The sequence below is a fragment of the Phenylobacterium sp. VNQ135 genome, from assembly GCF_049445735.1.
Lineage (GTDB): Bacteria > Pseudomonadota > Alphaproteobacteria > Caulobacterales > Caulobacteraceae > Phenylobacterium.
Genome location: NZ_JBMSDS010000002.1, coordinates 41,568 through 67,291, shown reverse-complemented (window position 1 = coordinate 67,291; position 25,724 = coordinate 41,568). Strand labels below are relative to the sequence as shown.

The 25,724-nt window shown below is 69.8% G+C and carries 26 protein-coding genes; 8 read left to right on the top strand and 18 right to left on the bottom strand.

The window, feature by feature from the left end; translation table 11 throughout:
- Window positions 1–34 precede the first annotated feature (34 nt).
- The 10 genes from rnpA to ACO2Q0_RS05950 form a co-directional block, all read right to left on the bottom strand.
- Window positions 35–403 (bottom strand): ribonuclease P protein component, encoded by a 369-nt coding sequence (rnpA, locus tag ACO2Q0_RS05995; RefSeq protein WP_423350592.1) that lies wholly within the window; start codon window positions 401–403, stop codon window positions 35–37.
- A gap of 26 nt (window positions 404–429) precedes the next feature.
- Window positions 430–564 carry a 50S ribosomal protein L34 gene (gene rpmH, locus ACO2Q0_RS05990; RefSeq protein WP_293482274.1) on the bottom strand — a complete coding sequence of 45 codons (135 nt, stop codon included), beginning with the start codon at window positions 562–564 and terminating at the stop codon, window positions 430–432.
- 85 nt (window positions 565–649) lie between these two features.
- Window positions 650–1,399, bottom strand: coding sequence for a type I methionyl aminopeptidase (gene map / locus ACO2Q0_RS05985; RefSeq protein ID WP_423350591.1), 750 nt, complete (start codon window positions 1,397–1,399; stop codon window positions 650–652).
- Window positions 1,400–1,408: 9 nt separating this feature from the next.
- Window positions 1,409–2,389 (bottom strand): NADPH:quinone oxidoreductase family protein, encoded by a 981-nt coding sequence (locus ACO2Q0_RS05980; protein WP_423350590.1) that lies wholly within the window; start codon window positions 2,387–2,389, stop codon window positions 1,409–1,411.
- The gene (locus tag ACO2Q0_RS05975; RefSeq protein WP_423350589.1) at window positions 2,386–3,435 is read right to left on the bottom strand and encodes an alpha/beta hydrolase; all 1,050 of its coding nucleotides are present in this window, start codon (window positions 3,433–3,435) and stop codon (window positions 2,386–2,388) included. The genes ACO2Q0_RS05980 and ACO2Q0_RS05975 overlap by 4 nt, the downstream gene beginning before the upstream one ends.
- On the bottom strand, window positions 3,436–4,056 hold the full coding sequence (locus ACO2Q0_RS05970; protein WP_423350588.1) for a TetR/AcrR family transcriptional regulator: 621 nt from the start codon (window positions 4,054–4,056) through the stop codon (window positions 3,436–3,438).
- 97 nt (window positions 4,057–4,153) lie between these two features.
- Entirely contained in the window at window positions 4,154–5,068 is a 915-nt protein-coding gene (locus tag ACO2Q0_RS05965; RefSeq protein WP_423350587.1) for an SDR family oxidoreductase, read from the bottom strand.
- Window positions 5,069–5,131: 63 nt separating this feature from the next.
- A complete protein-coding gene (locus tag ACO2Q0_RS05960; protein WP_423350586.1) occupies window positions 5,132–5,956 on the bottom strand; it encodes a DUF72 domain-containing protein in 825 nt (274 codons plus the stop codon).
- Between the two features lie 111 nt (window positions 5,957–6,067).
- Window positions 6,068–7,720 (bottom strand): M28 family metallopeptidase, encoded by a 1,653-nt coding sequence (locus ACO2Q0_RS05955; protein WP_423350585.1) that lies wholly within the window; start codon window positions 7,718–7,720, stop codon window positions 6,068–6,070.
- A gap of 61 nt (window positions 7,721–7,781) precedes the next feature.
- Window positions 7,782–8,561 (bottom strand): TetR/AcrR family transcriptional regulator, encoded by a 780-nt coding sequence (locus ACO2Q0_RS05950; RefSeq protein WP_423350584.1) that lies wholly within the window; start codon window positions 8,559–8,561, stop codon window positions 7,782–7,784.
- A gap of 187 nt (window positions 8,562–8,748) precedes the next feature.
- Here ACO2Q0_RS05950 and ACO2Q0_RS05945 point away from each other — a divergent pair, with 187 nt between their 5' ends.
- The 4 genes from ACO2Q0_RS05945 to ACO2Q0_RS05930 are packed head-to-tail and all read left to right on the top strand — an operon-like array spanning window position 8,749 to window position 15,387.
- On the top strand, window positions 8,749–10,194 hold the full coding sequence (locus ACO2Q0_RS05945; protein ID WP_423350583.1) for an efflux transporter outer membrane subunit: 1,446 nt from the start codon (window positions 8,749–8,751) through the stop codon (window positions 10,192–10,194).
- Window positions 10,195–10,202: 8 nt separating this feature from the next.
- Window positions 10,203–11,285, top strand: a complete 1,083-nt coding sequence (locus ACO2Q0_RS05940; RefSeq protein WP_423350582.1) for an efflux RND transporter periplasmic adaptor subunit — start codon at window positions 10,203–10,205, stop codon at window positions 11,283–11,285.
- Window positions 11,282–14,425: an efflux RND transporter permease subunit gene (locus ACO2Q0_RS05935; RefSeq protein ID WP_423350581.1), complete on the top strand. Its 3,144-nt coding sequence runs from the start codon at window positions 11,282–11,284 to the stop codon at window positions 14,423–14,425. The genes ACO2Q0_RS05940 and ACO2Q0_RS05935 overlap by 4 nt, the downstream gene beginning before the upstream one ends.
- A 59-nt stretch (window positions 14,426–14,484) precedes the next feature.
- Window positions 14,485–15,387: a hypothetical protein gene (locus ACO2Q0_RS05930; RefSeq protein WP_423350580.1), complete on the top strand. Its 903-nt coding sequence runs from the start codon at window positions 14,485–14,487 to the stop codon at window positions 15,385–15,387.
- Between the two features lie 6 nt (window positions 15,388–15,393).
- On the opposite strand, the gene ACO2Q0_RS05925 is transcribed toward ACO2Q0_RS05930, so the two are convergent.
- Together ACO2Q0_RS05925 and ACO2Q0_RS05920 are read right to left on the bottom strand one after the other, a co-directional pair.
- Complete coding sequence (locus ACO2Q0_RS05925) at window positions 15,394–16,377, bottom strand: threonine ammonia-lyase (protein WP_423350579.1); 984 nt, start codon at window positions 16,375–16,377, stop codon at window positions 15,394–15,396.
- Entirely contained in the window at window positions 16,374–16,793 is a 420-nt protein-coding gene (locus ACO2Q0_RS05920; RefSeq protein ID WP_423350578.1) for a VOC family protein, read from the bottom strand. Before ACO2Q0_RS05920 ends, ACO2Q0_RS05925 begins: the two co-directional genes overlap by 4 nt.
- 141 nt (window positions 16,794–16,934) lie before the next feature.
- Between ACO2Q0_RS05920 and ACO2Q0_RS05915 the strand changes: the two genes are divergently transcribed.
- On the top strand, window positions 16,935–18,221 hold the full coding sequence (locus ACO2Q0_RS05915) for an adenylosuccinate synthase (protein WP_423350577.1): 1,287 nt from the start codon (window positions 16,935–16,937) through the stop codon (window positions 18,219–18,221).
- Between the two features lie 102 nt (window positions 18,222–18,323).
- Window positions 18,324–19,100 carry a response regulator transcription factor gene (locus ACO2Q0_RS05910; RefSeq protein ID WP_423350576.1) on the top strand — a complete coding sequence of 259 codons (777 nt, stop codon included), beginning with the start codon at window positions 18,324–18,326 and terminating at the stop codon, window positions 19,098–19,100.
- A 6-nt stretch (window positions 19,101–19,106) separates the two neighbouring features.
- Here the strand turns inward: ACO2Q0_RS05910 and rpoH are convergent, their stop codons facing one another.
- Window positions 19,107–19,994, bottom strand: a complete 888-nt coding sequence (gene rpoH, locus ACO2Q0_RS05905) for an RNA polymerase sigma factor RpoH (protein WP_423350575.1) — start codon at window positions 19,992–19,994, stop codon at window positions 19,107–19,109.
- Between the two features lie 336 nt (window positions 19,995–20,330).
- On the opposite strand from rpoH, the gene ACO2Q0_RS05900 reads away from it, so the two are divergent.
- Window positions 20,331–20,807, top strand: coding sequence for a VOC family protein (locus ACO2Q0_RS05900; RefSeq protein WP_423350574.1), 477 nt, complete (start codon window positions 20,331–20,333; stop codon window positions 20,805–20,807).
- Here the strand turns inward: ACO2Q0_RS05900 and ACO2Q0_RS05895 are convergent.
- On the bottom strand, window positions 20,804–21,790 hold the full coding sequence (locus tag ACO2Q0_RS05895; protein ID WP_423350573.1) for an RluA family pseudouridine synthase: 987 nt from the start codon (window positions 21,788–21,790) through the stop codon (window positions 20,804–20,806). The two genes, ACO2Q0_RS05900 and ACO2Q0_RS05895, sit on opposite strands and share 4 nt — an antisense overlap.
- Window positions 21,780–22,097: a ferritin family protein gene (locus ACO2Q0_RS05890; protein WP_423350572.1), complete on the bottom strand. Its 318-nt coding sequence runs from the start codon at window positions 22,095–22,097 to the stop codon at window positions 21,780–21,782. Before ACO2Q0_RS05890 ends, ACO2Q0_RS05895 begins: the two co-directional genes overlap by 11 nt.
- Window positions 22,098–22,162: 65 nt before the next feature.
- Here ACO2Q0_RS05890 and ACO2Q0_RS05885 point away from each other — a divergent pair, with 65 nt between their 5' ends.
- The gene (locus tag ACO2Q0_RS05885) at window positions 22,163–23,827 is read left to right on the top strand and encodes an alkaline phosphatase D family protein (RefSeq protein ID WP_423350571.1); all 1,665 of its coding nucleotides are present in this window, start codon (window positions 22,163–22,165) and stop codon (window positions 23,825–23,827) included.
- Window positions 23,828–23,976: 149 nt separating this feature from the next.
- On the opposite strand, the gene ACO2Q0_RS05880 is transcribed toward ACO2Q0_RS05885, so the two are convergent.
- The 3 genes from ACO2Q0_RS05880 to ACO2Q0_RS05870 all read right to left on the bottom strand — a co-directional run bounded on the left by ACO2Q0_RS05880 (window position 23,977) and on the right by ACO2Q0_RS05870 (window position 25,697).
- Window positions 23,977–24,414 carry a calcium-binding protein gene (locus tag ACO2Q0_RS05880; RefSeq protein WP_423350570.1) on the bottom strand — a complete coding sequence of 146 codons (438 nt, stop codon included), beginning with the start codon at window positions 24,412–24,414 and terminating at the stop codon, window positions 23,977–23,979.
- Window positions 24,415–24,537: 123 nt separating this feature from the next.
- A complete protein-coding gene (locus ACO2Q0_RS05875; RefSeq protein WP_423350569.1) occupies window positions 24,538–25,164 on the bottom strand; it encodes a LysE family translocator in 627 nt (208 codons plus the stop codon).
- Window positions 25,161–25,697: a DedA family protein gene (locus ACO2Q0_RS05870; RefSeq protein ID WP_423350568.1), complete on the bottom strand. Its 537-nt coding sequence runs from the start codon at window positions 25,695–25,697 to the stop codon at window positions 25,161–25,163. Before ACO2Q0_RS05870 ends, ACO2Q0_RS05875 begins: the two co-directional genes overlap by 4 nt.
- Between the last annotated feature and the right edge of the window lie 27 nt (window positions 25,698–25,724).

Below are 25,724 nucleotides of genomic sequence, written 5' to 3'. Positions count from 1 at the left end.
GTCGGGATGGGTTCCGAAGAGGGGAGCGGGCCCGTCACGCTTGGGGGGCCTTGCCGTCGGCGGCGAGCCTTATCAGCGCGCTTTTCACATCGTCAAGCAAACGGGCCCAGGCGCGGGTGGTCACACCGCCGCGGGCGATGAACACATAGTCGTAGCCAGGCCGGGCGTGGTCGGGCAGCAGCAGCCGGGCGGCCTCGCGCATCCGGCGCTTGGCCCGGTTGCGCACGACGGCGCCGCCGATGCGCTTGGTGGCGGTGAAGCCGGCCCGCACGAGGGGTTGCTCGTCGCCGCGAGGCCTCGCCTGCACGACGACGGCCCCCTTCGCGCACGAGGGGGCCTGCGCGCAGAGCAGGAAGTCCGCGCGCTTCTTCAGACGTTCTATGGGAAGGTCGGCGTCCGACATGCGGACACCTTAGCGCAAGGCCGAGCTTAGGCGCTCAGGCGCTTGCGGCCCTTGGCGCGACGACGGGCCAGCACCTTCTGTCCGTTCTTCGTGGACATGCGAAGACGGAAGCCGTGACGGCGCTTGCGCACGAGACGCGAGGGCTGAAAGGTCCGCTTCACTGGGTGGCTCCGGGTAGAAAATCGAGGCGCGGTGGATAGTTGAGGGCGGAGGGCGTGTCAACACCCCCTTGGCCATTCGGCGAGACTATTCCGCCAGAGTCAGCACCAGCGGCCCGCGACGTGTCGCCACGAGGGTGTGCTCGTACTGCACGGTGGGCTCCTGTCCCGGCGGGCGCAACGTCCAGCCGTCCTCCATCTCGTCCACCCAATCGGCGCCAAGGCTGAGGAAGGGCTCGATGGTGAAGACCAGGCCCTCGGTGATGCGGCGCTTGTCGTGGGGCTCGTACCAGGTGGCGAGCTCGGTCGGCTCCTCGTGCAGGCTCTTGCCCACGCCGTGGCTCGCGAGGTTGCGGACCAGGCTGTAGCCGTTCCTGTCGGCGAAGGTCTCGATCGACTTGCCGATCGCGTTGAGGGGAGCCCCTGGACGGACGGCGCGGATGCCGGCCCACATGGCGCGGCGGCCGTCGCGGCACAGCTTGTCGATCCTGGGCGCGACCGGCGGCACCGCGAAGCTCGCCCCGGTGTCGGCGAAGAAGCCGTCGAGTTCGGCCGAGACGTCGATGTTGATCAGGTCGCCGGCCTCGACGCGACGGTCGCCGGGGATGCCGTGGGCCACATCGGGGCCCACCGAGATGCAGGTGGCGCCCGGGAAGTCGTAGCTGAGCTCGGGCGCGGAGCGGGCGCCGGCGTCCTCCAGCATCTTGCGGCCGAGCTGGTCCAGCTCCTTCGTCGTGATGCCGGGCTCCAGGGCCTCGCCCATGGCCTTCAGGGTGCGCGCCACGAGGCGGCCCGCCGCCTTCAGCTTCTCAAGTTCTTCTTCGCTGCCGATGGTCATGGCTTACCTTTACAGATCGGGCCGGATGATTGTCTTGCCGACCACCTTGCGCTGGGCGAGCGTCTCGTACGCCTCGCGCCATTGGTCGAGCGGGTATTCGTGGTGGACACGGGGCTTCACGAGGCCATCCTCGGCCAGCTTCCAGATGGCTTCGTTGTTCTCGCGGCCCTTGTCCGGGAACTGGCGGCCGTACTCGCCGGCGCGGACGCCGATCAGGGAGAAGCCCTTGATCAGCGCGATGTTGACCGGCAGCACGGGCAGGCGCCCCGAGGTGAAGCCGATGGAGAGGATGCGGCCGCCGAAGGCGATGCAGCGCGTCGACTCGTCGAAGACGTCGCCGCCGACGGGATCGTAGATGACGTCCGCGCCCCTGCCCCCGGTGATCTCCTTCACCCGCTCGCGAAAGCCGCCCGAGACGTTGACGGTGGCGTCGACGTCGTACTCGGCCGCGATGACGGCGAGCTTCTCGTCCGAGGCCGAGGCGGCGATGACCTTGCAGCCCAGCACCCTGGCGTAGTCGACGGCGGCGAGGCCCACGCCGCCGGCCGCCCCGTGGACCAGCACCCACTCGCCGGCCTGCGCATCGGCGCACCGCCTCAGGGCGACGTAGGCGGTCAGATAGGCGACCGGATAGCCGGCGGCCTGAGCGAAGGTCAGGCCCTTCGGCTTCTTCCGCAGCGTGGCGGCGGAGAAGACGGCGTATTCGGCGAAGACGCCGCGCCCCCCGGCGCAGACCTCGTCGCCTTCCCGCAAAGCCGTGACGCCCGGCCCCACCGCGTCGACGACGCCCGCCATCTCCATGCCGCCGATGAAGGGCAGCGCCGGCTTGTGCTGGTGCTCGCCGCGGGTCTGCATCAGGTCGGGGAAGTTCACGGCCGCGGCCAGGACCTTCACCCGCACCTCGCCAGGCCCCGGCTCGGGCGTCGGCAGGTCGCGGACGTGGACGCCGGCGTAGTCGGGCCGAAGCTCCCCGACGACGAGGGCTCTCATCCGGCGAGGCGGCCTTCGTAGGCCTGGCGAACCAGGCCCGCGATCTCACGGCTGGCGTCGGCCGCGGCCGGTACGGCGCCGGTGAAGGCGACGAAGGCGTGGGCCAGGCTGTCGTAGCAGCGGTAGGTCACCGGCACGCCGGCCTCGCGCAGCGCCTTGGCGTAGGCCTCGCCCTGGTCGATCAGCGGGTCGAAACCGGCGGTGGCGATCACCGCCGGCGCGAGGCCCGACAGGTCCTTCTCCTTCAGCGGCGACAGCTTGGGATGGGCCGGATCGTCGCCGGGGTTCAGGTAGTGCCCCATGAACCAGTCCATGGTGGCGCTGTTGAGCGGGAAGGCGTCGCCGTAGGTGGTCATGGACGGCGTCTGCGAGGCGACGTCGGTGCAGGGATAGACGAGCAGTTGCAGCACCGGCTGCGGCTCGCCCGCGCGCTTCAGCTCCTGGCAGACGATGGCCGTGAAGTTGCCGCCCATGGAGTCGCCGCCCATGGCGACCTTGCCGGCCGGAGCGCCGAAACGGGTGGAATGCTCGCGGGCCCAGCGGTAGGCGGCGAGCGTGTCGTCGACACCGGCCGGATAGCGGTGCTCGGGCGCCAGCCGGTAGTCCACCGACAGCACCGGGCCGCGGGTGATCCGCGCGAGCACGGTGCAGAAGACGTGGGTGGTTTCGATGTCGCCGATGACGCCGCCGCCCATGTGGGCCCAGACCATCAGGGGCGCGTCCGCGTCCTGGTTCGCGGGCCGGTAGGCGCGGGCCGGGATGTCGCCCGCCGCGCCCTGGACGTAGAGGTCCTCGCAAGCGACGCCGGGCTCGGGCTTGCCGGCGACGGCGCCGATCAGGCCGGTCATGCCCATGCGGGCCTGTTCCGGCGTGGCCTGGGTCATGGCCGGCTGCTTGCGGGCCTGGGCAGCCAGGAACTGCAGGCGCGGGTCGAGCGTGCGGCCGCCGACGTGGACCACGCCGCCGCCCGCCATGAGCCGGAGCACCGGCGCAGGCAGCGACAGGATGAGGCCGGCGATGGCGCGCTGGGCTGCGGGCGAGGCCATCTAGCGGGCCGCCGGCAGGCCGCGCAGGCCGTTCAGGATCATGGCGACGGCGAAGTCCGACGCCGCGGCGGTGTCGATCGGTCGGCGTTCCAGCATCTTGTCTCCCACCTCTCGGGCCACGGCGATGCAGGCGGCGGCCATGTAGTCCGGATCGGACGCCGGTCCCTTGCCGGCCGCGATCGCCTCGAGAATGGCGTCGCGGACCTCCGCGAAGACGGCGGCCATCTCGGGCGTCTCGCCATGCACGTGCGGCTGGTGCTCGCCCGGCGGGCGGCGAGCCATCCAGCTGGAGTGCTCGTCGGCCATGAAGGTGAAGTAGGCGTGGATCGCCTGGCGGACGAAGCTCTCGAAATCGGTGGACTGGGCGCGCAGCGCCTTCAGCATCGGGGCGAAGCGCCGGGCGCCGTCGTCGGCGAGGGCGGCGAACACCTCCTCCTTCGAGCGGTAGTAGTTGTAGAAGGTGCCGGCCGCGAGGCCGGTGCGGCGGATGATGTCGCGCACGGTGGCCGCCTCGTAGCCCAGCTCGCCGAACACCTCGCGCGCGGCGTCCAGGATCGCCTGTCGGTTCTGGACCTTGGTCTGCTCACGCTTGCCGACCGGGAGATAGGCGACTTGGGCCATGGGATGCGCAACGAACTCCGCAGGAAAGATGACGCGCGTCATCATCGCGGGGGAATCCTGAAGCCGCAAGAGCTTACGCCGTACGACGAGATGGTCGTCACACCGTCCGCTGGGCGCGGTCCTTCTCGTTCGTGGAGCGGATCGCGTTGCGGGCGGCCTCCCACTCGGCGTCGCCCCAGGACGCGAGGCGGGCGAAGCCGCCGCCGCCCTGCAGATGCGCGCCGCCGTCGATGGCGATGGTCTGGCCGTTCACATAGGCCGACAGCGGATGCAGCAGGTAGACTGCCAGGTTGGCGAGCTCGCGCATCTCGCCGTTACGGCCGAGCGGGATCATCGGGTCCTTGTCCTCGGCCAGACCGCCGCCGCCGGGGTCGAGCCGAGCGCTCATGCCCTCCGTCGGGAAGGGGCCGGGCGCGATGGCGTTGAAGCGCACGCCGCGATTGCCCCACTCCACCGCCAGTGACTGGGTCATGACGTTGAGGCCGGCCTTGGACATGGCCGAGGGCACGGTGAAGGGGCCGCCGTGCCAGACCCAGGTGGTGAGGATGGAGACGACCGAGGCGGGCTTGCCCTCGGCCAGCCAGCGCTTGCCGGCGTCCAGGGTGACGAAGAACGAGCCCCGGAAGACGATGTTGGCGATGGCGTCGAAGCCCTTGGGCGTCAGGTCCTCGGTGCGGCTGATGAAGTTGCCGGCGGCGTTGTTGACGAGCCCGGTGAGCGCGCCGCCGGACCAGATCTCGTCCATGGCCTCGTGAATGGCCTCGGGGACGCGGATGTCGCAGGCCTGGCCGACGCAGCGGCCGCCGGCGTCGCCGTGGGCCTCGTTCAGCTCGTTGGCGGCGGCCTCGATGACGGCGCCGCGCCGGCCCCAGATGTAGACGTCTGCGCCCAGCATCAGGCAGGCCTCGGCCATCACCTTGCCCAGGCCGGTGCCGCCGCCAGTGATCAGCACCCGCTGGCCCTTCATCAGGCCCGGGCGGAACATCAGGTCTTCGGCCGTGAAGTGGGTCATCGGCGGGCTCCCTCGCGTTTTGAGGAAGTGGGCGGCCCTGACGCCACGGAGGTCAAGCGGGCCTCAGAGCGCCTGGGCCTGGAATGTGGTATCCACCCGCCGGATGAACTCCATCGCCGCCGCCGGGGCGCGGACCTTCCCCTCGTGGATCACGAAGGCGTAGACGTCGCGCGGCTCCTCGGGCGGGCCGGTGCGGTCCAGCGGCTGGAAGTCGCCAGGGATGCCGCCCTGGGCATACGCCCTGAAGCGGTCGGCCCACATGTCGAGGTCCTTGGCCTCGTAGCCGGTGGGGATCTCGTCATTGGCGGACAGCAGTCTCAGGTAGACGAAGTCGGCGGTGACGTCGGGGATGAACGGATAGTTCTCGTTCTCGGAATTGCAGATCGCCACGTTGCGGTCGCGGCAGAGGCCGACGAACCTGGCGTCGGCGAAGGAGGCGTTGCGCACCTCCACGACGTGCTTCAGCGGCAGGTTCTCGAGGCTCCGCGGCAGCAGGTCGAGCCAGGCGGCGAACTCGTCGTAGTCGAACTTCTTGGTCGGCGCGAACTGCCACAGGATCGGGCCCAGGCGGTCGCCGAGTTCGGTCAGCCCCTGGCCCAGGAAGATGTCCATGCTGCCCTTGCCGTCGGACAGCACCTTGCGGTTGGTGCAGAAGCGGCTGGCCTTCACCGCGAACTTGAAGCCGTCGGGCGTGGCTGCGCGCCACTTGGCCCAGCTGTCCGGCTTGAAGCTGGAATAGTAGGTGCCGTTGATCTCGATGGCGGTGAGATGGCGGCTGGCGTAGGCCAGCTCGTCGGCGTGCTTCAGGCCCTCGGGATAGAAGACGCCGCGCCAGGGCTCGAAGGTCCAGCCCCCGATGCCGCAGCGGATTTTCCCTTCGCCGGCCATGTGGCGTCTCCCGTCAGCTGTCGACGGTAGAGGTAGCCGCGGGAGGCGCGGTTCTCAAGATGTTCCCAGATGGAAAGGGCGGCGCCGGAGCGCCGCCCTCCTTGAGTGGTCCTACTTCCGCTGGGCGGCGGTCTTGTCGCGTTCGGCCTTGAACTCGGCGCCCTGCTTCCACTCGGGCCAGCGGCTCGAGTTCGCGAGCTCGGAGCCGAGGTCGTAGAAGACCGAGAGCTCCTGGACCACGCCCGACATGTCCCAGTTGGGATCGAACTCGTCGGCGGGCTGGTGGTACTTGTCGCGGGTATAGGCTTCCGACGCGGCCTTGCCCGCCGCCTTGCCGCCCTTCTCGAGGTCTTCACCGGAGCCGAACGAGATGGCCGGCACGCCGCGCTTGGCGAAGGGGAAGTGGTCCGAGCGGTAGAAGCTGCCCGCCTGCGGGTTCGGATCGGGGCTGAAGCTCATGCCGTACTTGGACGCCACCTTGATCATGTCGTCCTGCAGGGTCAGCGGCGCGTTGCCGGACATGGTGATGTCCTTCGACCGGCCCAGCAGGTTCATGCCGTCCATGTTCAGCACGCCCACGGTGGTGGCGAGCGGATAGAGCGGATTGTCGGCGTAGTACTCCGAGCCCAGCAGGCCCTTCTCCTCGGCCGTCACGGCGAGGAACATCACCGAACGCTCGGGCTTGGGCCCCTTGGCGAAGGCGCGGCCCAGCTCGATCAGCGCCGAGGTTCCGGACGCGTTGTCGAGGGCGCCGTTGTAGATCTTGTCGCCACGCGCGTCGGCCAGGCCCACGCCGAGGTGGTCCCAGTGGGCCGAGTAGATGACCCGCTCGTCGGGGCGCTTGGCGCCGGGGACGACGCCCACGACGTTCTTCGACACGACCTTCTGGGCGTCGACGGCGTAGTCGGTGGAGAAGGTGACGCCCTTCAGCTCGACCGGCTTGAAGTCGCGGGTCTGGGCCTGCTTCTTCAGGGCCTCGAAGTCGAGGCCCGCGGCCTTCAGCATGGCCACGGCGTTGTCGCGCTGGACCCAGCCTTCGAGCGGCGCGTGCGCCTCGGACGGGTTCTTGCGGATGACGTCGAAGATCTCGTTGGTGTTCGAGTTCTTCACGGTGTTCCAGCCGTAGGACGCCGGGGCCGTCTCGTGGATCACCAGGAAGCCGACGGCGCCGCGGCGCGCGGCCTCCTCGTACTTGTAGGTCCAGCGGCCGTAGTAGGTCATGGCCTTGCCGCCGAAGTCGCCCTGACCCGTCTCGAAGTCGGGATCGTTGACGAGCACGAGGGCGATCTTGCCCTTCAGGTCCATGCCCTTGAAGTCGTCCCAGTTGCGCTCGGGCGCGGTCACGCCATAGCCGGCGAAGACGACCGGCACGTCCTTGAGCGTCAGCCGGTCGACGCCGGTCTGGGCGGCGCGGATGGCGATCTGCTCGCCTTGCGTCCAGGCCTCCGTCTTGCCCCCCAGGTTCACCGACACGGCCACCGGGCCCTTGGTCGCGAAGCGGGCGAGCGGGACGTCCTGGGTCCAGGCGCGGCCGCCGTCGGCCTGCTTGTCGCCGGCCGGCTGCACGCCGGCGGCCTTGAACTGCTGGATCAGGTAGGCGACCGTCTTCTCCTCGCCCTTGGAAGCGGGGGCGCGGCCTTCGAAGTCGTCGGCCGAGAGTACGCGGATGTCTTCCTTGATACGGGCGCCGTCGAGGGCCGGGGCGGCGAGCGCGGCGGTGGCGAAGGCCGTGGCGGCGACCGCGCAGAACAGGAGCTTCTTCAAGTCTCGAACTCTGGGTTTGGTTGGAGCTGGCGCGACGCTAATCACGCCCAAGGGGTGCTGACTAGCGCCCAGCCTGCCGGCGGGCGATGAACGCGCCGATTCCGTCGAGAACGACCTGCAGACCCTGCTCGAAACGGTGACGCGGGTCGGTCATGAGATGACGCTGTTCTCGCCAGGCCTCGCCCAGCCGGATCAGGTGCGGGAAACGCTCAGGGTCGAGACGCGCCTGCAGCGCCGGCTCGACGATGGCCACCCACTGTTCGTCGGTCATGCCGCTGCGTTGTTCGGCTTCGCGGGCCTCCCTCGCCTCGTTGAGCGCGCCCTCGATGTAGTTGTGGAGGACGTCGACCAGCAGGTCCTTCTCGAGGTCGGTCAGGCCTGCGCCTTCCAGCGCCGCCATGACGGACTCGACCCGGATCATCAGGTTCGGCCCCAGCGGGGGGCGGTGCAGGGCGAAGCCGAGGAGCCAGGGGTGGCGCTCGGTCAGTTCCCACCGGCCGCGGGCCATGAACTCCAGCGCCGGGCGCCACGAGAGGCCGGGCGGCGCCTGCTCCCCCTCTCCCAAGACCCGGTCGTACATCAGGGCCAGCAGCTCGTTCTTGGAGCGGACGTAGGTGTAGATCGCCATCGGCGAGACACCCACCGCCTGGGCGACGCTGCGCATGGAGATGGCCCCCAGGCCTTCGCGGTCGGCGACGGCGATCGCGGCCTGGACGAGGTCGTCGGTGGAGAAGCGCGGCTTGGGGCCCCGCTTGCCGGGCTCCTGCACCCCCCAGAGCAGCTCGATGCTGCGCCGCGGATCGTCGTCGCCCGGGTGTACCTTGGATTGTTCCTTGCCCATGCCGCTCCAGTAAGCTCGCAACTAACACTTTACATCATACGGAGTTTGAGGCAAACGGCGGTCCGCACGGGATCCGCCAGAGATCCCGGCCGGGAAGCGACGACTAGGAACAGCGAAAGGCGGCGGCGGAGATTGCGCCGGACGCTCAAACTTTGTTCAACCAACGCCGGTCTTCTCCCCAGGGCCTATGATCCAGATGCGCACCGCAGCCTCCCTCGGCGCCCCGCTGGCCGTCCTGGCCGCCCTCTCGCTCGCCGCCTGCGCGACGCCGCGCACCGCCGACGTGAACTTGCCCGGCGCCTATGAAGCCCCGGCCGCGCCGGCGGGCGCGATCGCGCTCGACCAGTGGTGGACCGGCTACGGCGACCCTCAGCTCACCGAGCTGGTGCAGCAGGCGCTGACCCGCAACACCGACGTGCGCACCGCCGCCGCGCGGCTGCAGGAAGTGCGCGCACAGCGCACGAGCGCCATCCTGCAATACCTTCCGCAGGGAGACGCGAGAGGAACGGCCAGCCGCACCCACACCGAGCAGCTCTCGGGGACTGAGGTCGACATCCCGGGCTTCTCCACCAGCGGCACCAGCGAACGCTACGCCTTGGACTTCAACGTCAGCTGGGAGATCGACCTGTTCGGCCGGTCGCTCGCCGCGACGCGGACGGCGAACGCCGAGGTTTCCGCGGCGCGCTTCGCCTTCGAGGGCGCCCGCGCGGCGGTCGCCGCCCAGACGGCCGACGCCTATTTCCAGGCCCGCGGCCTGGCGATCCAGCTGGCCGATGCGCGCGAGACGGCGCGGATCCAGCGCGAGCTTTACGACATCGCCTCCAAGCGGGGCGCGCTGGGGCTCTCGGCCACGTCGGAAGCCGACCGCATCGCGGGCGAGCTCGCCCAGGCCGACGCTCGCGCCCAGGCGCTGGAGGCCGAGCTGCAGGTTCAGAAGCGGGCCATCCTGATCCTCGCGGGCCGGGTGGTGGAGCCGACCGCCAACATCCAGGCGCCGCCGCAAGTCGGCGAGGCGCCGCCCGTGCCCGCCTCCCTGCCCAGCGAGCTGCTGCAGCGCCGTCCCGACGTTCGCGAGGCTCAGCAGCGGGTGCGTTCCGCCGCGGGCCAACAGCGGCTGGCGGCGCTGGCCTTCTTCCCGACCTTCACCTTCACCCCGGGCCTCGGCTGGTCGAAGCAGGAGCAGCCGAACTTCAGCTCCGAGAGCCAGAGCTGGACGCTGGGCGGCAGCGTGCTGCAGCCGATCCTATCGATCCCCCGCCTGATGGCCGAACTGAAGGCCCAGAACGCCCGGACCGAACAGGCGGTCACCGCCTACGAGCGCGCGGTGCAGACGGCTTTCCAGGAAGCCGAAGGCTCGCTGGTGCGGCTGGACGCCGACCGCCGGCAGGTGGACACGCTTGTCGACGGCGAGGCCCGGGCCCGCCGCGCATTCGAGGCCGCCCGCACGGGGTACCAGCGGGGCCTGACCGACATCACCACGCTCCTGAACGCCGAGGCCTCGTGGCGCGCGACCCGCGCCCAGCTGACCTCGGCCCAGGTGCAGGCGCTGCGCCGCTCCGTCCAGGCCTACAAGGCCGTCGGCGGCGGCTGGCCCGCCCAGACCTACGCCCAAGCCCGCCAACCGGCGCGATGAGAGACGGGATGCGACTGAAGTTCACCATTTTGCCGCTGTGCGCGGCGCTGGCCCTGGCCGCCTGCCACAAGCCCGAGCCGGCGCCTAAGGCCGACGACAAGGCCCGCAGCGTCAGCGTCGTGCGCCTGGAGGCGCGGCCGATCGCAGGCTCGGTCAGCGGATCGGGCGACCTGATCCCGCGCGAAGAAGCGGCGGTGGCCTCCGAAGTCACCGGCTTCCGCGTGCTGCGGGTGATGGCCGACGTCGGCGACTATGTCCGCGCCGGCCAAACCCTGGTGCAGCTCGATCCCGCCCTGCTGCAGGGACAGATCGCCCAGGCCGAGGCGCAGGCGGCCCAGGCCGAGGACCAGGCCCGCCGGGTGCAGGGTCTCGATAACCAGGGCGTACTGGCTCAGGAGCAGATCGCCCAACGGCGGTTCCAGGCCCAGGCCGCGCGGGCGCAGCTGCAGGATCTGCGGACCCGACTGCGCAAGACCGCGGTGGTCGCGCCTGTGTCCGGCGTCGTCCTGGAGCGGACGGTGCGGCCGGGCGACCTGGCCGGCGGGGCGACCCAACCCTGGTTCCGCCTGGCCCGCGATGGTCAGATCGAGCTGTCGGCCGACCTCAGCGAGGATGCGCTGGCCAATATCCGGCCGGGCCAGAGCGCCACGGTGACCCTGCCGAGCGGGGCCCAGGTGCAGGGTCGGGTGCGTATCGTCAGTCCGCAGATCGATCCGCAGAGCAAGCTGGGCGAGGTGCGCGTGACCCTGCCGGTGCGCGGCGACATCCGGGCCGGCGGCTTCGCACAGGCCGTGTTCGAGGACGTCTCGACCTCGGTGCTGGCCGCGCCGGAGTCGGCCATCCGCTATGACGCCAACGGCGCGAGCGTGATGGTGGTCGGCGCCGACAACCGCGTGCGTCGCGTGCCGGTGCAGACCGGCCAGCGCGGCTCGGGCCTCGTGCAGATCACCCGCGGTCCGCCGGCTGGCGCCCGCATCGTGCAGAACGCAGCCGCCTTCCTGCTGGACGGCGACCGCGTGCAGCCCGTCGAGGGCGGCCCGGTCCAGGCCGAGGCCAAGGCGCGTCCGGCGGCGGCGAGCGCCAAGCGATGAGCGACCACCACATCCACGCCCCGTCGGGGAGCGGCGGCTTCGCCATCTCGGCGTGGGCGATCCGAAACCCGGTGCCGGTGACCCTGCTGTTCATCGGCCTGGTGATCGCAGGCATGCTCTCCTACGCCCGGCTGCCGGTGAAGCAGTTCCCCAACATCCAGTTTCCCGTGGTGGCGGTGACCGTCACCCAATCGGGCGCCGCCCCCGGGGAAATGGAGACCCAGATCACGCGTCCCGTGGAGGACGCGATCGCCGGGATCACCGGCGTCGACAACGTGCAGTCGGTGGTGACGCAGGGCGTCTCCACCACCTCGATCCAGTTCAACATGGGCGAGGACCTGCAGAAGAAGACCGACGAGGTCCGGGCGAAGATCGACCAGACCCGGATGGTCCTGCCGCGCGACATCGACGAGCCGCAGATCACCCAGGTCGAGATCGACAGCGCCTTCCCGATCATCACCTACGCCGTGGCGGCGCCGGCCATGTCGGACGAAGAGCTGTCCTGGTTCGTCGACGACACGATCAGCCGCGAGCTGCAGACGGCCAAGGGCGTGGCCCAGGTGACCCGCGTGGGCGGCGTCGCCCGCGAGATCAACGTGGTGATCGATCCGGTCCGGCTGGCCGCGCGCGGCCTGACGGCGGCGCAGGTGAACAACGCCCTCAACAGCTTCCAGCTCGACGCGCCCGGGGGCCGGCTCGAGGTGGGCGGCCGCGAGCAGACGGTGCGCGTGCTGGGCTCGGTGGAGACCGTCCAACAGTTGCGCGAGATGACCATCCCCACGGGGACCGGCGGCTACGTGCGCCTGTCCGACGTGGCCGAGATCGGCGACGGCGCCTCCGAGCCGCGCGGCTTCGCGCGCCTGAACGGCCGGCCCGTGGTGGGCTTCCAGGTCGCCAAGACCAAGGAGGCCTCGGACGTCGACACCGAGGACGCGGTCAACGTCAAGCTCGAGCAGATGGAGAAGACCTATCCGGGCGTGACCTTCACCAAGATCTACGCCTCGGTGGACGAGACCCGCGACAACTTCCGGGCCACCCAGCACGTGCTGCTGGAGGGCATGGTGCTGGCCGCCCTGGTGGTGCTGCTGTTCCTGCGCGACTGGCGGGCGACGCTGATCACCGTGGTGGCGATGCCCATCTCGCTGATCCCCACCTTCTTCGTCATGGACCTGGCCGGGTTCTCGCTGAACCTGGTGACGCTGCTGGCGCTGACGCTGGTCATCGGCATCCTGGTCGACGACGCCATCGTCGAGATCGAGAACATCGAGAAGCGGGTGGCCCAGGGCATGCGGCCCTATCAGGCCGCTCTGCAGGGCGCCGACGCCATCGGCCTGGCGGTGGTCGCGACCACCTTCGCCATCGTGGTGGTGTTCACGCCGGTCAGCTTCATGCCGGGCATCCCAGGCCAGTTCTTCAAGGAGTTCGGCCTGACCGTCTCGGTGGCGGTGCTGTTCTCGCTGCTGGTGGCGCGTCTGATCACTCCGCTGATGGCCGCCTACTTCCTGAAGCCCTCGACGCAGCCGCATGCACGCAAGCCCTTCGAAGGCTTCTACCGCAACGCGCTGGAGTGGGCGCTGGCGCACCGGATCATCGCCGCCATCGCGGGCATGGTGCTGTTCATCGGCTCGCTGATGCTGGTGCCGATGCTGCCGCAAGGCTTCCAGCCGGCGGGCGACCCCGACTACATCTACGTCAACGTGCAGGGCCCGCCCGGCGCGACGCTGCAGGACATGGAGCTCGCGACCCAGGAGGTGACCCGCATCATGAAGGCCCAGCCCGAGGTGACCGACGTGTTCACCCAGGTTGGCTCCACGGTGGCGAGCTTCGGCCCCGGCAGCGGGCCCGGGGCCAGCGACGTGCGCTCCGGCACCATCACGGTGCTGCTGAAGTCCAAGCGGACGGTCAGCGGCAACGAACTGAAGGACCGCGTGCGGGCGCAGATCGCAGCCATCCCCGACGTGCGGCTGAACTTCCTGAGCTTCGACGGCTCGTCCGGCTTCCAGCAGGTGCTGACCGGACAGGACCCGGACGCGCTGAGCGCCGCCGCCCTGGCGCTGGAGCAGCAGATGCGAAGCGTCGACATCGTCAAGGACCCGCGGCCGGCGAACCCGCCGGTCGGTCCCGAAGTGGTGATCCGTCCGCGTCCGGACGAAGCTGCGCGCCTCGGCGTCTCGGTGGCGACCATCGCACAGGCCGCCCGGGTGGCGACCGTCGGCGACATCGACGCCAACGTGCCCAAGCTGAACGAGGGCGAGCGCCGGATCCCGATCCGCATTCGCCTGCCCGAGAACGCGCGCGCCGACATCGAGCAGATCCGCCAGCTGCGGCTGCCGACCGCGACGGGCGGGGTGACCACCTTGGGCGCCGTGGCCGACGTGGAGTTCCAGGCAGGTCCCGCCCGGATCGACCGCCTGAACCGCCAGCGGCAGATCACCATCCAGGCCGAGTTGGGCGACGGCGTCGAGCTGGGCGAGGCGACCAAGGCCGTCCACGCGCTGCCGATCATGAAGAAGCTGCCTGCCGGCGTGAAGCCGGGCGCGATCGGCGACGCGGAAGCCATGCAGGAGATGTTCGGCGGATTCGTGGTGGCCTTCGCCACGGCCGTCTTCCTGATGTTCGCGGTGCTCGTCCTGCTGTTCCGCAGCTTCTTCAAGCCGATCGTCATCCTGGCGGCCCTGCCGCTGGCGGTGGGCGGGGCGTTCATCGGCCTGCTGATCTTCAACCTGTCGCTGTCGATCCCCTCGCTGATCGGCTTCCTGATGCTGATGGGCCTGGCGGCGAAGAACTCGATCCTGCTGGTGGAGTACGCCATCGAGCGCGAGCGCGAGGGCATGAGCCAGCACGATGCCCTGATCGAGGCCTGCCGCGAGCGGGCGCGGCCGATCATCATGACCACGGTGGCCATGGCCGCCGGCATGCTGCCGACCGCCTTCGCGCTCGAGAAGGGCGCCGAGTTCCGCCAGCCTATGGCCGTGGCGGTGATCGGCGGCCTGATCACCTCGACCCTGCTGTCGCTGGTGCTGGTGCCGGTGGTCTATCGGTTCGTCGACGACTTCGAGAACTGGATCCGCCCGCGGGCGGCGAAGCTGATCACGCCGCGCGAGGAGCCCCGCCGCCTGGCGCCGGAAGACCGGCTCTAGGCCCCTGTTCAACCTGAGCCTTGGACGCCTATGGTGGTCCGGGGTTCAGGGGGAGCATGATGGCCCGGTTTTCGATCGATACGGCGCTGAAGTCCGGGTTCCGGCTGGCCAGGCGGGAGTGGGGCGCGGTGCTGGTATGGGGCGCGGCCTACCTGCTGCTGAGCCTGGCGATGCAGATGGTCTCCATCGGCGCCGCGCTGCCGGCCTACATGCGCAACCTGCGGGACGATCCCGAAGGCGCCGCCGCGGCGCTGGAGCAGGCCTCGGCCGCGCAGGCTTTCGTGACCCTGCCTGTCGCGCTCGTTCTCGGACTGGCGCTCGGGACGCTGATCTACGGCGCGGTGTGCCGCGCCATGCTGCGCCCGGACGAGCGCGGGTTCTTCTTCATGCGCCTCCAGCGCCGTGAACTCTCCATGCTCCTCACCATGCTGGCGATGGGCGTACTTGCGATGCTCGTCATCGTCCCGATTGTCGTGGTGACCGGCGGACTCGTCGGCGGCGTTTCGGCGGTGACCGGAACACCCGGATGGCCATGGGCCGTGCTGATCGGCGGCGCGGCGACGGCCGGGTACCTCTATCTGGCGGCGCGTTTCTCCCTGGCCTGGGTGATGGCCTGGGACGAGCAGCGGTTCGTCCTGCTCGACTCGTGGCGGCTGACGAAAGGCCAGGGCTGGAGGATGGTCCTTGCCGCGATCGCGCTGCTCTTCCTGCTCCTCATCGTCGCGATCGTCGTCATGATCCCGGTGGCGATCGTCGCAGGCATCTTCTTCGCCGTCGCCGGCATGGCAGGCGGGGCAGCGGCCGCCATCGTGATCTCGCTCGTGGCGATTGCGGGCCTGATCTTCTTCGCCGCGTTCAACGGCGTGTTCGTGGCGGCTGTGGCCGCTGCTTACGTCGAGATCTACCGCGAGCTGAGAGGCGTGGGGCTGCCGGGCGGCGAGACGGCCGAGGTGTTCGCCTAGGGCGGCCTAGAGCTCGCCGCGCAGGATTTGGGCGTAGAGTTCCGGATCCACGTTGCCGCCCGAGAGGATCAGCGCGACGGTCGAGCCCGGCGCGGCCGGAAGCTTGCCCGTCAGCAGGGCCGCGAGGCTGACCGCCCCGCCCGGTTCGACGACCAGCTTCAGCGTCTTGAAGGCGTAGCGCATGGCCTCGGTCACCTCGGCGTCGGTGACGACCGCCACCTGCGCCACCGTCCGCTTGAGGATCGGGAAGTTGATGTGCCCGATCGAGGCGCTCTCCAGGGCGTCGCAGAGGCAGCGGCCGGTGCGCTTCTGGACGACGATCTCGCCCTTTTCGAGCGACTCGCGCGCATCGTCGAAGCCGGCCGGCTCGACGCCCATGATCGTGGTGGCGGGCGACAGCGCCTTCACCGCCGTGGCGACGCCCGACAGCAGACCGCCGCCGCTGATGCCGGTGGCTACGAGGTCCAGCATCGCGCCCAGGGCTTCCGCCTGACGGACGAGCTCGAGGCCGATCGTACCCTGGCCGGCGACGATGTGCGGGTCGTCGAACGACGGGACGACGGTCGAGCCGCGCTCCCGCGCGGTCTCGGTGGCGATGGCCTCGCGGCTTTCGGTGAGCCGGTCGTAGAGCCGGACCTCCGCGCCATAGCCCTTGGTGGCGGCGACCTTCATGGCCGGCGCGTCGCTGGGCATGACGATGACGGCGGGCACGTCCAGCAGCTTGGCGGCCAGCGCCACGCCCTGGGCGTGGTTGCCGGACGAGAAGGCGACAACGCCGCGCCGGCGCTCGTCCTCGTCGAGCTGGACAAGGCGGTTGTAGGCGCCCCGGAACTTGAAGGCGCCCACCCGCTGCAGCGTCTCGGGCTTGATCAGCACGCGGACGCCGACGCGCTCGTTCAGCGCCGGGCTTTCGATGAGCGGCGTCTCGACGGCGACGCCCTTCAGCCGCGCGGCGGCGGCCTCGATGTCGTGCAGGCTGACGTCGGTCACTTCGCGAACACCATGGCGTCGTCGGCAAAGGCCTTGAACTCGAGCGCGTTGCCGGAGGGGTCGAGGAAGAACATCGTCGCCTGCTCGCCCGGCTGACCCTTGAAGCGGATCTGCGGCTCGATGACGAATTTCACGCCGGCGGCTTTCAGCTTCTCCGAAAGATCGTGCCATTCCGGCAGGGTCAGGATGACGCCGAAGTGGCGGACCGGCACGTCCTCGCCGTCCACGGCATTGGTGGAACGGTGGCCGATCTCCTCGGGCGCGAGGTGGGCCACGATCTGGTGGCCGCGGAAGTCGAAGTCGATCCACTCGGGGCTCGAGCGGCCCTCGGGGCAGCCCAGCAAGCCGCCATAGAAGGCGCGGGCCTCTTCCAGGTCGCGGACGGGGAAGGCCAGGTGGAAGCGCGGGATGTTCATGACGCGGTGATAGCGCCGGGGCGGCTTGAGGGCGAGGGCCACTTGGTCTAAACGGGCGCCCGCAATCGATCTCCGCCTCCCCGCCGAGCACCTGTCGAAGGGCCGGGAGGTTTCTCCGGGCAGGTGGAGAGATCGTACCCCATGGCCAACGTGACGGTGATCGGCGCCCAGTGGGGCGACGAGGGCAAGGGCAAGCTGGTGGACTGGCTGTCCAACCGGGCGGACGTGGTCGTGCGCTTCCAGGGCGGCCACAACGCCGGCCACACGCTGGTCGTCGGCGATCAGGTCTACAAGCTGTCGCTGCTGCCGTCCGGGGTGGTGCAGGGCAAGCTGTCGATCATCGGCAACGGCGTGGTCGTCGATCCCTGGCACCTGCTGAAGGAGATCGGGACGCTCGGCGAGCAGGGCGTGAAGATCACGCCCGACCTGCTGGTCCTGGCCGACAACGCCTGCCTGATCCTACCCCTGCATCGCGACCTGGATCAGGCGCGCGAGGCCGCGGCGACCAACAAGATCGGAACGACCGGCCGCGGCATCGGCCCCGCCTATGAGGACAAGGTCGGGCGGCGCGCGATCCGCGTGGCCGACCTCGCCGACCGCGCGGCGCTGGAGGCCAAGATCGACCGCCTGCTGGCGCATCACACGCCGCTCCGCCGGGGCCTCGGCCTGCCCGAGTACGACGGCGCCGCGCTGCTGGCGGAACTGGAAGAGATGGCCCCGAAGATCCTGCCGTTCGCCCGGCCCGCGTGGCTGATGCTGGACGAGGTGGTGAAGGCGGGTCGGCGGGTGCTGTTCGAAGGCGCGCAGGGGGCGCTGCTGGACGTCGACCACGGCACCTATCCCTATGTGACCTCGTCGAACACCGTGGCGGGCCAGGCCGCGGCCGGCTCGGGCCTGGGGCCGAAGGGGCCGGGCTATGTCCTGGGGATCGTGAAGGCCTACACCACCCGCGTTGGGGAGGGCCCGTTCCCGACCGAACTGAAGGACGAGGTGGGCCAGCACCTGGGGACGGTCGGCCGGGAGTTCGGCACCGTGACCGGCCGCTCGCGCCGCTGCGGCTGGTTCGACGCCGCGCTGGTTCGCCAGTCGGTGGCGCTGAACGGCATCGCGGGCGTGGCGCTGACCAAGCTGGACGTTCTGGACGGCCTGCCCAAGCTCAAGATCTGCACCGGCTACGAGCTGAACGGCGAAGCCATCGGCTACCTGCCGGCCGGCCTGAAGGCGCAGGGCCAGCTGATGCCCGTCTATGAGGAAATGGACGGGTGGAGCGAGACGACGCAGGGCGCGCGCTCGTGGAAGGACCTGCCGGCGAATGCGGTGAAGTACGTGCGCCGGATCGAGGAGTTGATCGGCGCCCCGGTCAGCCTGCTCTCCACCAGCCCGCAGCGGGACGACACCATCCTGATGCGCGATCCCTTCCAGGACTGATCCGCGCGGGGTCGGCCGGATTCGGAGTTCTTTTACGAGAACACCGTATTCGGGGGCGGAGAGGTCCCCGTGTTCGACGACGGCAAGGCAACGATGCGGCGGATGGCGCCCCTCCTGCAGAGGGTGCTGATCGTTGATCCGCAGCCGGCCAGCGCCACGCTGATCGGCGAGGCGATGCGCAACATCGCCCGCTCGCAGAGCTGGATCGCCACCACCCCCGAGCGCGGCCTGAAGCTGTGCGAAACGGTCGATCCGCAGATCGTCTTCGTGGAGCTGGCCCTCGCCAAGATGAGCGGCGTCGAGTTCACGAAGAAGCTGCGCCGCAGCCAGATCGCCGCCCGGCAGGTCCCGGTGATCATGATGACGGGCGCCGCAACGGCCGCCGGCATCCTCGCCGCCCGCGACGCCGGCGTGCACGAGGTTCTCCGCCGCCCCTTCACGATGAAGGACCTGCTGCGGCGGCTGGAGGCGGTGACGCTGCGCCAGCGGGACTGGATCGAGGCGGTGGGCTACGTCGGGCCGGACCGGCGGCGGTTCAACTCGGGCGACTATACGGGCCCGCTGAAGCGGCGGTCGGACAACCGCTCGACGCCGGACGCGGCGAGGCTCGCCCAGGCGCTGAAGATCCTGCGCTCGGCGGTCTCATCGTTCGACAGCGACCCCGCCCAGGCGGCGCGGTCCATAGAAGCGCAGGTGCAGGCGATCCAGAAGGCGGCGACCGCCGCGGCCGACCTGAAGCTGACGACGGCGGCGGCCGAACTCGCCCGCTACATCGTGACGTCGCGCAAGATGGGCGTGGCCTTGAACCAGGCGGACGTGAGCAAGCACGCCGCCGCCCTCCTGGCCTACATGCCGAAGGACGACGCGGCGGCGGCCTAGCCTGGATCAGGCGTCGACGAGGTTCCGCTCTTCGGCCGCGGCCCGCATCGACTTCTGCAGCTTCTCGAAGGCGCGCACCTCGATCTGGCGCACGCGCTCGCGGCTGACGCCGTACTGCGAGGCGAGCTCTTCCAGGGTGGTGGGCTCGTCCTTCAGCCGGCGCTCGGTCAGGATGTGACGCTCGCGGTCGGTGAGCTCGGCCATGGCCTCCTGCAGCAGCTCCATGCGGATGCCGCGCTCCTCGGTTTCGGCGATGACGCTTTCCTGGCTCGGCGTCTGGTCGTCGACCAGCCAGTCCTGCCATTCGCTTTCGCTATCCGAACGCAGCGGCGAGTTCAGCGAGGCGTCCCCGCCGGACAGCCGGCGGTTCATCGAAATCACTTCCTCGTCCAGCACGCCCAGCTTGGTGGCGATCTGGCGGACGTGCTCGGGATGCAGGTCGCCTTCTTCCAGCGCCGAGATTTCGGACTTCGCCTTCCGCAGGTTGAAGAACAGCTTCTTCTGCGCCGCGGTGGTGCCCATCTTCACGAGGCTCCAGGACCGCAGGATGTATTCCTGGATCGAGGCGCGGATCCACCACATGGCGTAGGTGGCGAGGCGGAAGCCCTTGTCGGGATCGAACTTCTTCACCGCCTGCATCAGGCCGACGTTGCCCTCGGAGATCACCTCGCCGATCGGCAGGCCGTAGCCGCGGTAGCCCATGGCGATCTTCGCCACGAGGCGCAGGTGGCTGGTCACGAGGCGGTGCGCCGCCTCGGGGTCCTGGTGCTCGGTCCACCGCTTGGCCAGCATGAACTCTTCGTCCTTGGCCAGCATCGGGAACTTACGGATTTCGGAAAGATACCGGCTGAGGCCGCCTTCCGGCGACATCACGGCAAGCGCGTTCGCGGCCATGGAAATATCCCCTCTGGAACGGACCTTCAGGCCGCGCGCCAACCCGACGCGCAAAGGACCATCGCCCCCTCCAACCTCTCAGATAGGTACGAAGTTTCGAGGAAGCTAGACCGTGGGAGACGGCCAAAAAGTCCGACTGCTCTAGTGGGACATTATCTACGCCCCGACTTGGGCGCCTTCAAGGCAGGCTTTCTCACACGCGTTGTTAGCAGAGCTTGCAGCGGAGGCTTTTCCGCACGCCAGTGTCGGAACAGGCGCACGGCGATCGTCCTCGGCTGGAAGGCGACGCCGCACGGGAGATAGGGTCCACGGCGGCGCGCGCAACGGAGACCGACGATGCCGAAGATCACCAACTGCCTGTGGTTCGACACGCAAGCCGAAGAGGCCGCCGCGTTCTACTGCTCGGTGTTTCCGAACTCGAAGATCACCAAGGTGGCGCGCTATCCCGACAGCATGGGAGGCGGCCGCGCCGGCACGGTGATGACCGTCGAGTTCGAACTGGACGGGAGACCCTTCCTCGGCCTGAACGGCGGGCCGGAGTTCAAGTTCGACGAGGCGATCAGTCTCATGATCGACTGCCAGGACCAGGCCGAGGTCGACCGCTACTGGGAGGCCCTGCTGGCCGGCGGCGGGCGCGAGAGCCAGTGCGGCTGGCTGACCGACCGGTACGGACTGTCCTGGCAGGTCGTCCCGCGGCGCCTGCTGGAGCTGACGACCGGGCCGGATCGCGACGCGGCCAATCGGGTGTTCGCGGCGATGATGCACATGGTCAAGATCGACATCGCCAAGCTCGAGGAAGCGGCGGCGGGCTAGAGCCTCGCCAGCAGCCCTTCCAGTCGCGCCATGTCGGGGGGCAGCGGGCTTTCGAACCGCAGCGCCTCGCCTGTCACCGGGTGGCGGAAGCCGAGCACGGAGGCGTGCAGCGCCTGGCGGTTCAGGCCCGCCTCGCGGATCGCGGTCCGCACCACCTCGGCCGGCGGGCCCGAGCCGTACACGGGGTCGCCCAGGCAGGGCGTCCCTTTCGAGGCGAGGTGCACGCGGATCTGATGGGTGCGGCCGGTCTCCAGCCGGCAGGCGACCCGGGCGGCGAGCGGCTTCTCCTGCGGTCCGAACGTGCGCTCGACGGCGTAGTGGGTGACGGCGTGGCGGCCGCCGGTCTTCACCATCGCCATCTTCTTGCGGTCGTGGGTGGAGCGGGCGATGGCGCCCTCGATCGTGCCCTTCAGCGGATGCGGCGCGCCGCGCGTGAAGGCCACGTAGATGCGCTCGATGTCGTGGGTCGCGAACAGCGCCGACAGGCCCTGATGGGCGGCGTCGGTCTTGGCGGCGACGACTACGCCGGAAGTCTCCTTATCGATCCGGTGGACGATGCCCGGCCGAGCGACGCCCCCGATGCCCGAGAGCGTGTCGCCGCAGTGGTGCAGCAGGGCGTTGACCAGGGTGCCGCTCTCGCTGCCCGGCGCCGGATGCATGGCAAGGCCCGGCGGCTTGTCGATGACGATGAGGTCGGCGTCCTCGTAGAGCACCGTGAGCGGGATCGCCTCCGGCTGCGGTTCGGCGGGCTCCGGCGGCGGCACCTCGACGGTGTAGAGGCCGGCGCGAGCCTTCAGCTTGCCGTCGGCCAAGGCTGTGTCGCCGAAGGCCACGCGGCCTTCGGCGATCAGCGCCTGCAGGCGGGCCCGCGACAGGTCCGGGACGAGCGCCGCCAGGACCTTGTCGATGCGCTCGCCCGCCAGATCTTCGCCGACCTCGACGGTCCGGACTTCGCCGGACGCGTCCTCGTCCTCAGAGGCCATGCTTCTCGCTGGCGCCTTCCTCGTGGCCGGCGATGGAGCCGTCCTTGAAGAGGTATTCGCGGAGCTGCTCGTCGGCTTCCTCGTCGTTGCGGCGCAGCCACTCCAGCACCATCGCCGCGTGCTCCAGCTCCTCGCGGGCGTTGTGCAGCAGGATCTTCTTCAGCTCCTCGTCGTCGCAGTCGTCGGCCCGCTGGCGGTACCAGTCGACGGCCTCCAGCTCCTCGATGATCGAGGTGATGGCGTAGTGCTTGTTCAGCGTGTCCCGCGACAGCTTCTCGCGCGGGACGTGAAGGCCTTCCTTCGACATGGACTGTCATGCTCCTGTGGTGTTCGGCCGACTAATACGTGGCGGACGGATCAGGGGGAACGGCTATGAGGCTCAATCGACGCAAGGCCTTGGCGCTGCTGGGTATGGGGGCGGCGGCGAGCGGGCCCGCGCCCGCGGCCGGCTATGTCCCGCCACCCTTCTTCGAGCACGGCGTCGCGTCTGGCGATCCGCTCCACGATCGCGTCGTCATATGGACGCGCGTCACCACAAATCTTGAGAGCCTGACGCTCGGCTGGCTTGTCGCGGAAGACGAGCGGTTCGAGCGCGTGGTGGCGCGCGGAACCGCGGTTGCGGAGCGTGGCCGTGATCACACGGTGAAGGTGGACGTAACCGGGCTGCGTCCGGGGACTACCTACTACTACATGTTCAGCCGCCCCCGCGGTTACGACGGTCCGCCGTCCCAGGTGGGCCGCACGCGCACCCTTCCGAAGGGCGGGACGAAGGACGTCGTGCTCGCAGTGGCGTCCTGCACGCTCTACCCGAACGGCTACTTCAACGCCTACCGCGCCATCGCCGACCTGCCGCGGGTCGACGCGGTGCTGCACCTGGGCGACTACATCTACGAGTACGGCGGCCCCGGCACCTACGGCATGAACTCGCCCGTGGCCGCCGAGCGGCCGCACGACCCGCCGCACGACATCGTCACCCTGGCGGACTACCGGCGCCGGCACGCCCAGTACAAGGCCGATCCCGACCTGCAGGCGGCGCACGCCCGCGCCCCCTGGATCGTCGCCTGGGACGACCACGAGACGGCGAACAACAGCTGGATGCACGGCGCGGAGAACCACCAGCCGGCGGAGGACGGCGACTGGGACGCGCGCAAGGCGGCCGCGCTGCGGGCCTATTACGAGTGGATGCCGATCCGCGAGCCGGGCGCCGGGCAGGACCTGGTCTCCGCGAGCGAACGGGCCTTCCACTTCGGAGACCTGGCCAGCCTGATCATGATCGAGACGCGGCTGGGCGCGCGCGACCTGCAGCTCGACCTCGAGACAGATCTGCCGGTGGTCGACGGCAAACCCGACGTGGCGGCGTTCCGGGCCAGGCTGAACGATCCGAAGCGCCGGATGATGAGCGAACGCCAGGAGGCCTGGATCGGGCGCGAGCTGGCGGCCTCCGTCAAGGCCGGCCACGCCTGGCAGGTGATCGGCAACCAGGTGGTCATGGCGCGCGTCAACGGCGTCACCCGCAAGGACCTGAAGCCGGAGGAAATCGCCGCCGCGACGCCCCAGGCCCTGCAGCGCCTCGACCGGCGCGCCCGGCCCGCCGAGCTGGGCCTGCCGGCGGCGCTGGACATGTGGGACGGATACCCGGTGGACCGGGAACGGCTCTATGGCCTGTTCAGGGGGGCGGGGGCGCGGCCGATCGTGCTGTCGGGAGACAGCCACTCGTTCTGGGCCAACGAGCTGCACGACGCCGATGGCCGCAGGGTCGCCTGCGAGTTCGGCACCACCGGGGTGACCAGCCCCGGAGCCGGCGAGTTCGCGCCCGGCGTCGACCTGGGCGAGCTCATCGCCCGGGTGAATCCGGAGGTGATCTACAACAACCAGGTGGCGAAGGGTTTCGTGCTGCTGACCCTCACCCGCGAGGCGGCCAAGGCCGACATGATCGCGGTCTCGACGATCGTGGCGCGGGACTTCAAGGCCGCGCCGGTGAAGACCTTCGAGGTCGGGACCGAAGGCGGCGGCGTCTCGGCGCTCCGGCAAGGCTGACGGTCCCCGTATAAGCACGGGATCGAAACCCGGGGGTCTGCGCGGCTAGGTTGCACGCGTCAGCACTTAGCAGCCCTCGCTTCGGCGGGGGCTTTTCTTTTGGCCTCCGCAACCCCTCTCCGCAGGCGGAGAGGGGCGCGGGCGCAGCCTCAGTACGCGACGATGTCGCTGTCGAAGAAGCTGGTGACGCCGACGAGAACGACGCCGTTGCCATTGCCGAAGTTCACGAACGTGTCGCCGTCCTGGACGGTCCACGTGTACTCGTCGGCCATGTTGGCCTTCACGAGCAGGTGGTCGCCCTGCTCGCGGTGGAAGTCGTAGATGACTTCCCAGTCGCTGTGCTGGTTGATCACGAAGGCGTCGGCTCCGAGGCCCCCGGTCAGGTAGTCCGTACCGGTGCCGCCGACCAACGTGTCGTTGCCGTCGCCGCCGTCGATGATGTCGGTGCCGTTCGTGCCGTCGCCGATGTCATCGCCGCCGTTGGCGTAGATGGTGTCGTCAGAGTCGTAGCCGACCAGCCACTCGCCCTGATCCGTGCCGTACAGCGTGTGCTTCCAGTCGCCTTGCTTCGGTACCCAGGTTCCCATGGACGTTTCTCCTTGGTTGATGCGCCGTAGAGGTCCCTCGCGGCGCCTCAACTGCGGAGGCGGGGAAAATCATCCTTCACGATCTCGTAATTGCGGCAAGGTTTGCCGCCAGGGGTTGTATTTTCAGCGTCGTTCGAGCGCGAGGCGGACGCCGAAGCCCAGGAAGACGCCTCCGGTCACACGATCCAGCCAGCGCACGACGGCGGCCCTGCGCAGCGCCGCGGCCAGAGGGCGGGTGGCGGCGATCAGGCCGGCGAACCAGAACACGGTCATCAGCCCGTGCAGGGCCGCGAGGCCGAAGATGAAGGGCGCGGCGGGAACGCCCTCAGGCAGGAACTGCGGCAGGAAGCTGACGTAGAAGACGCCGACCTTGGGGTTGAGCAGGTTGGTCAGGAAGCCGCGGCGCATCCAGGCGAAATCCCCGCCGCCGGCCGAAGCGGCGCCGTCCACGTCGAAGCTCTGGCGGGGTCTCAGGACAATGTTGAGGCCGAGCCACACGAGGTAGGCCGCGCCGGCCCACTTCAGGATGGTGAAGGCGAGCTGCGACGCCTGCAGCAGGGCGGCGAGGCCCAGGGCGACGGCCGCGCCCCAGACGAGGCAGCCGGCGATGATGCCGAGGCCCGCCAGCGCGGCCCGCTTCGGACCTTCGACGGCCGCCGTGCGCAGCACCAGCGCCGTGTCGAGGCCGGGCGTGACGGTGAGCAGCGCCGCGGCGGCCGAGAAGGCAAGGAGGGCCTGGAGGATGGTCATGCGCGGCTCCGCCGGACCAGGCGATAGATGTAGAGCATCAGGATCAGGCCGAACACGATGCCGGTGGCGGGATCCAGCCACCTCTCGACCCGGCGGTACTCATGCTCCAGCAGATAGCCGGTGGCGGCGAGCAACAGTGTCCAGATCGCCGTGCCGGCCGTCGTCCAGGCCAGGAACGGCGCATGCGGCATCCGCGTCAGGCCCGCCGGCACCGAAATGAGCGTGCGGACGGCGGGGATCAGGCGGCCGACGAAAACGGCGAGCCCGCCGCGCCGGCGGAACAGCTGCCGCGCGCGATCGAGGTCGTCGCGGTCGAGGGTCAGCCAGCGGCCGTAGCGGCCGATCCAGCGCTCGAGCGTGGCGTCGGGCACGCGGCGGCCCACCTCGTACCAGCCGTAGGCGCCGGCGACGGCCCCGGCGGTTCCGGCGATCACGACGCCGGCGAAGCTGAGATCGCCCCTCGCGGCGGCGAAGCCGGCCAGCGGCATGATGAGTTCCGACGGGATCGGCGGGATGACGTTCTCGGCGAACATCAGGAAGGCGACGCCCAGCAGCCCGGC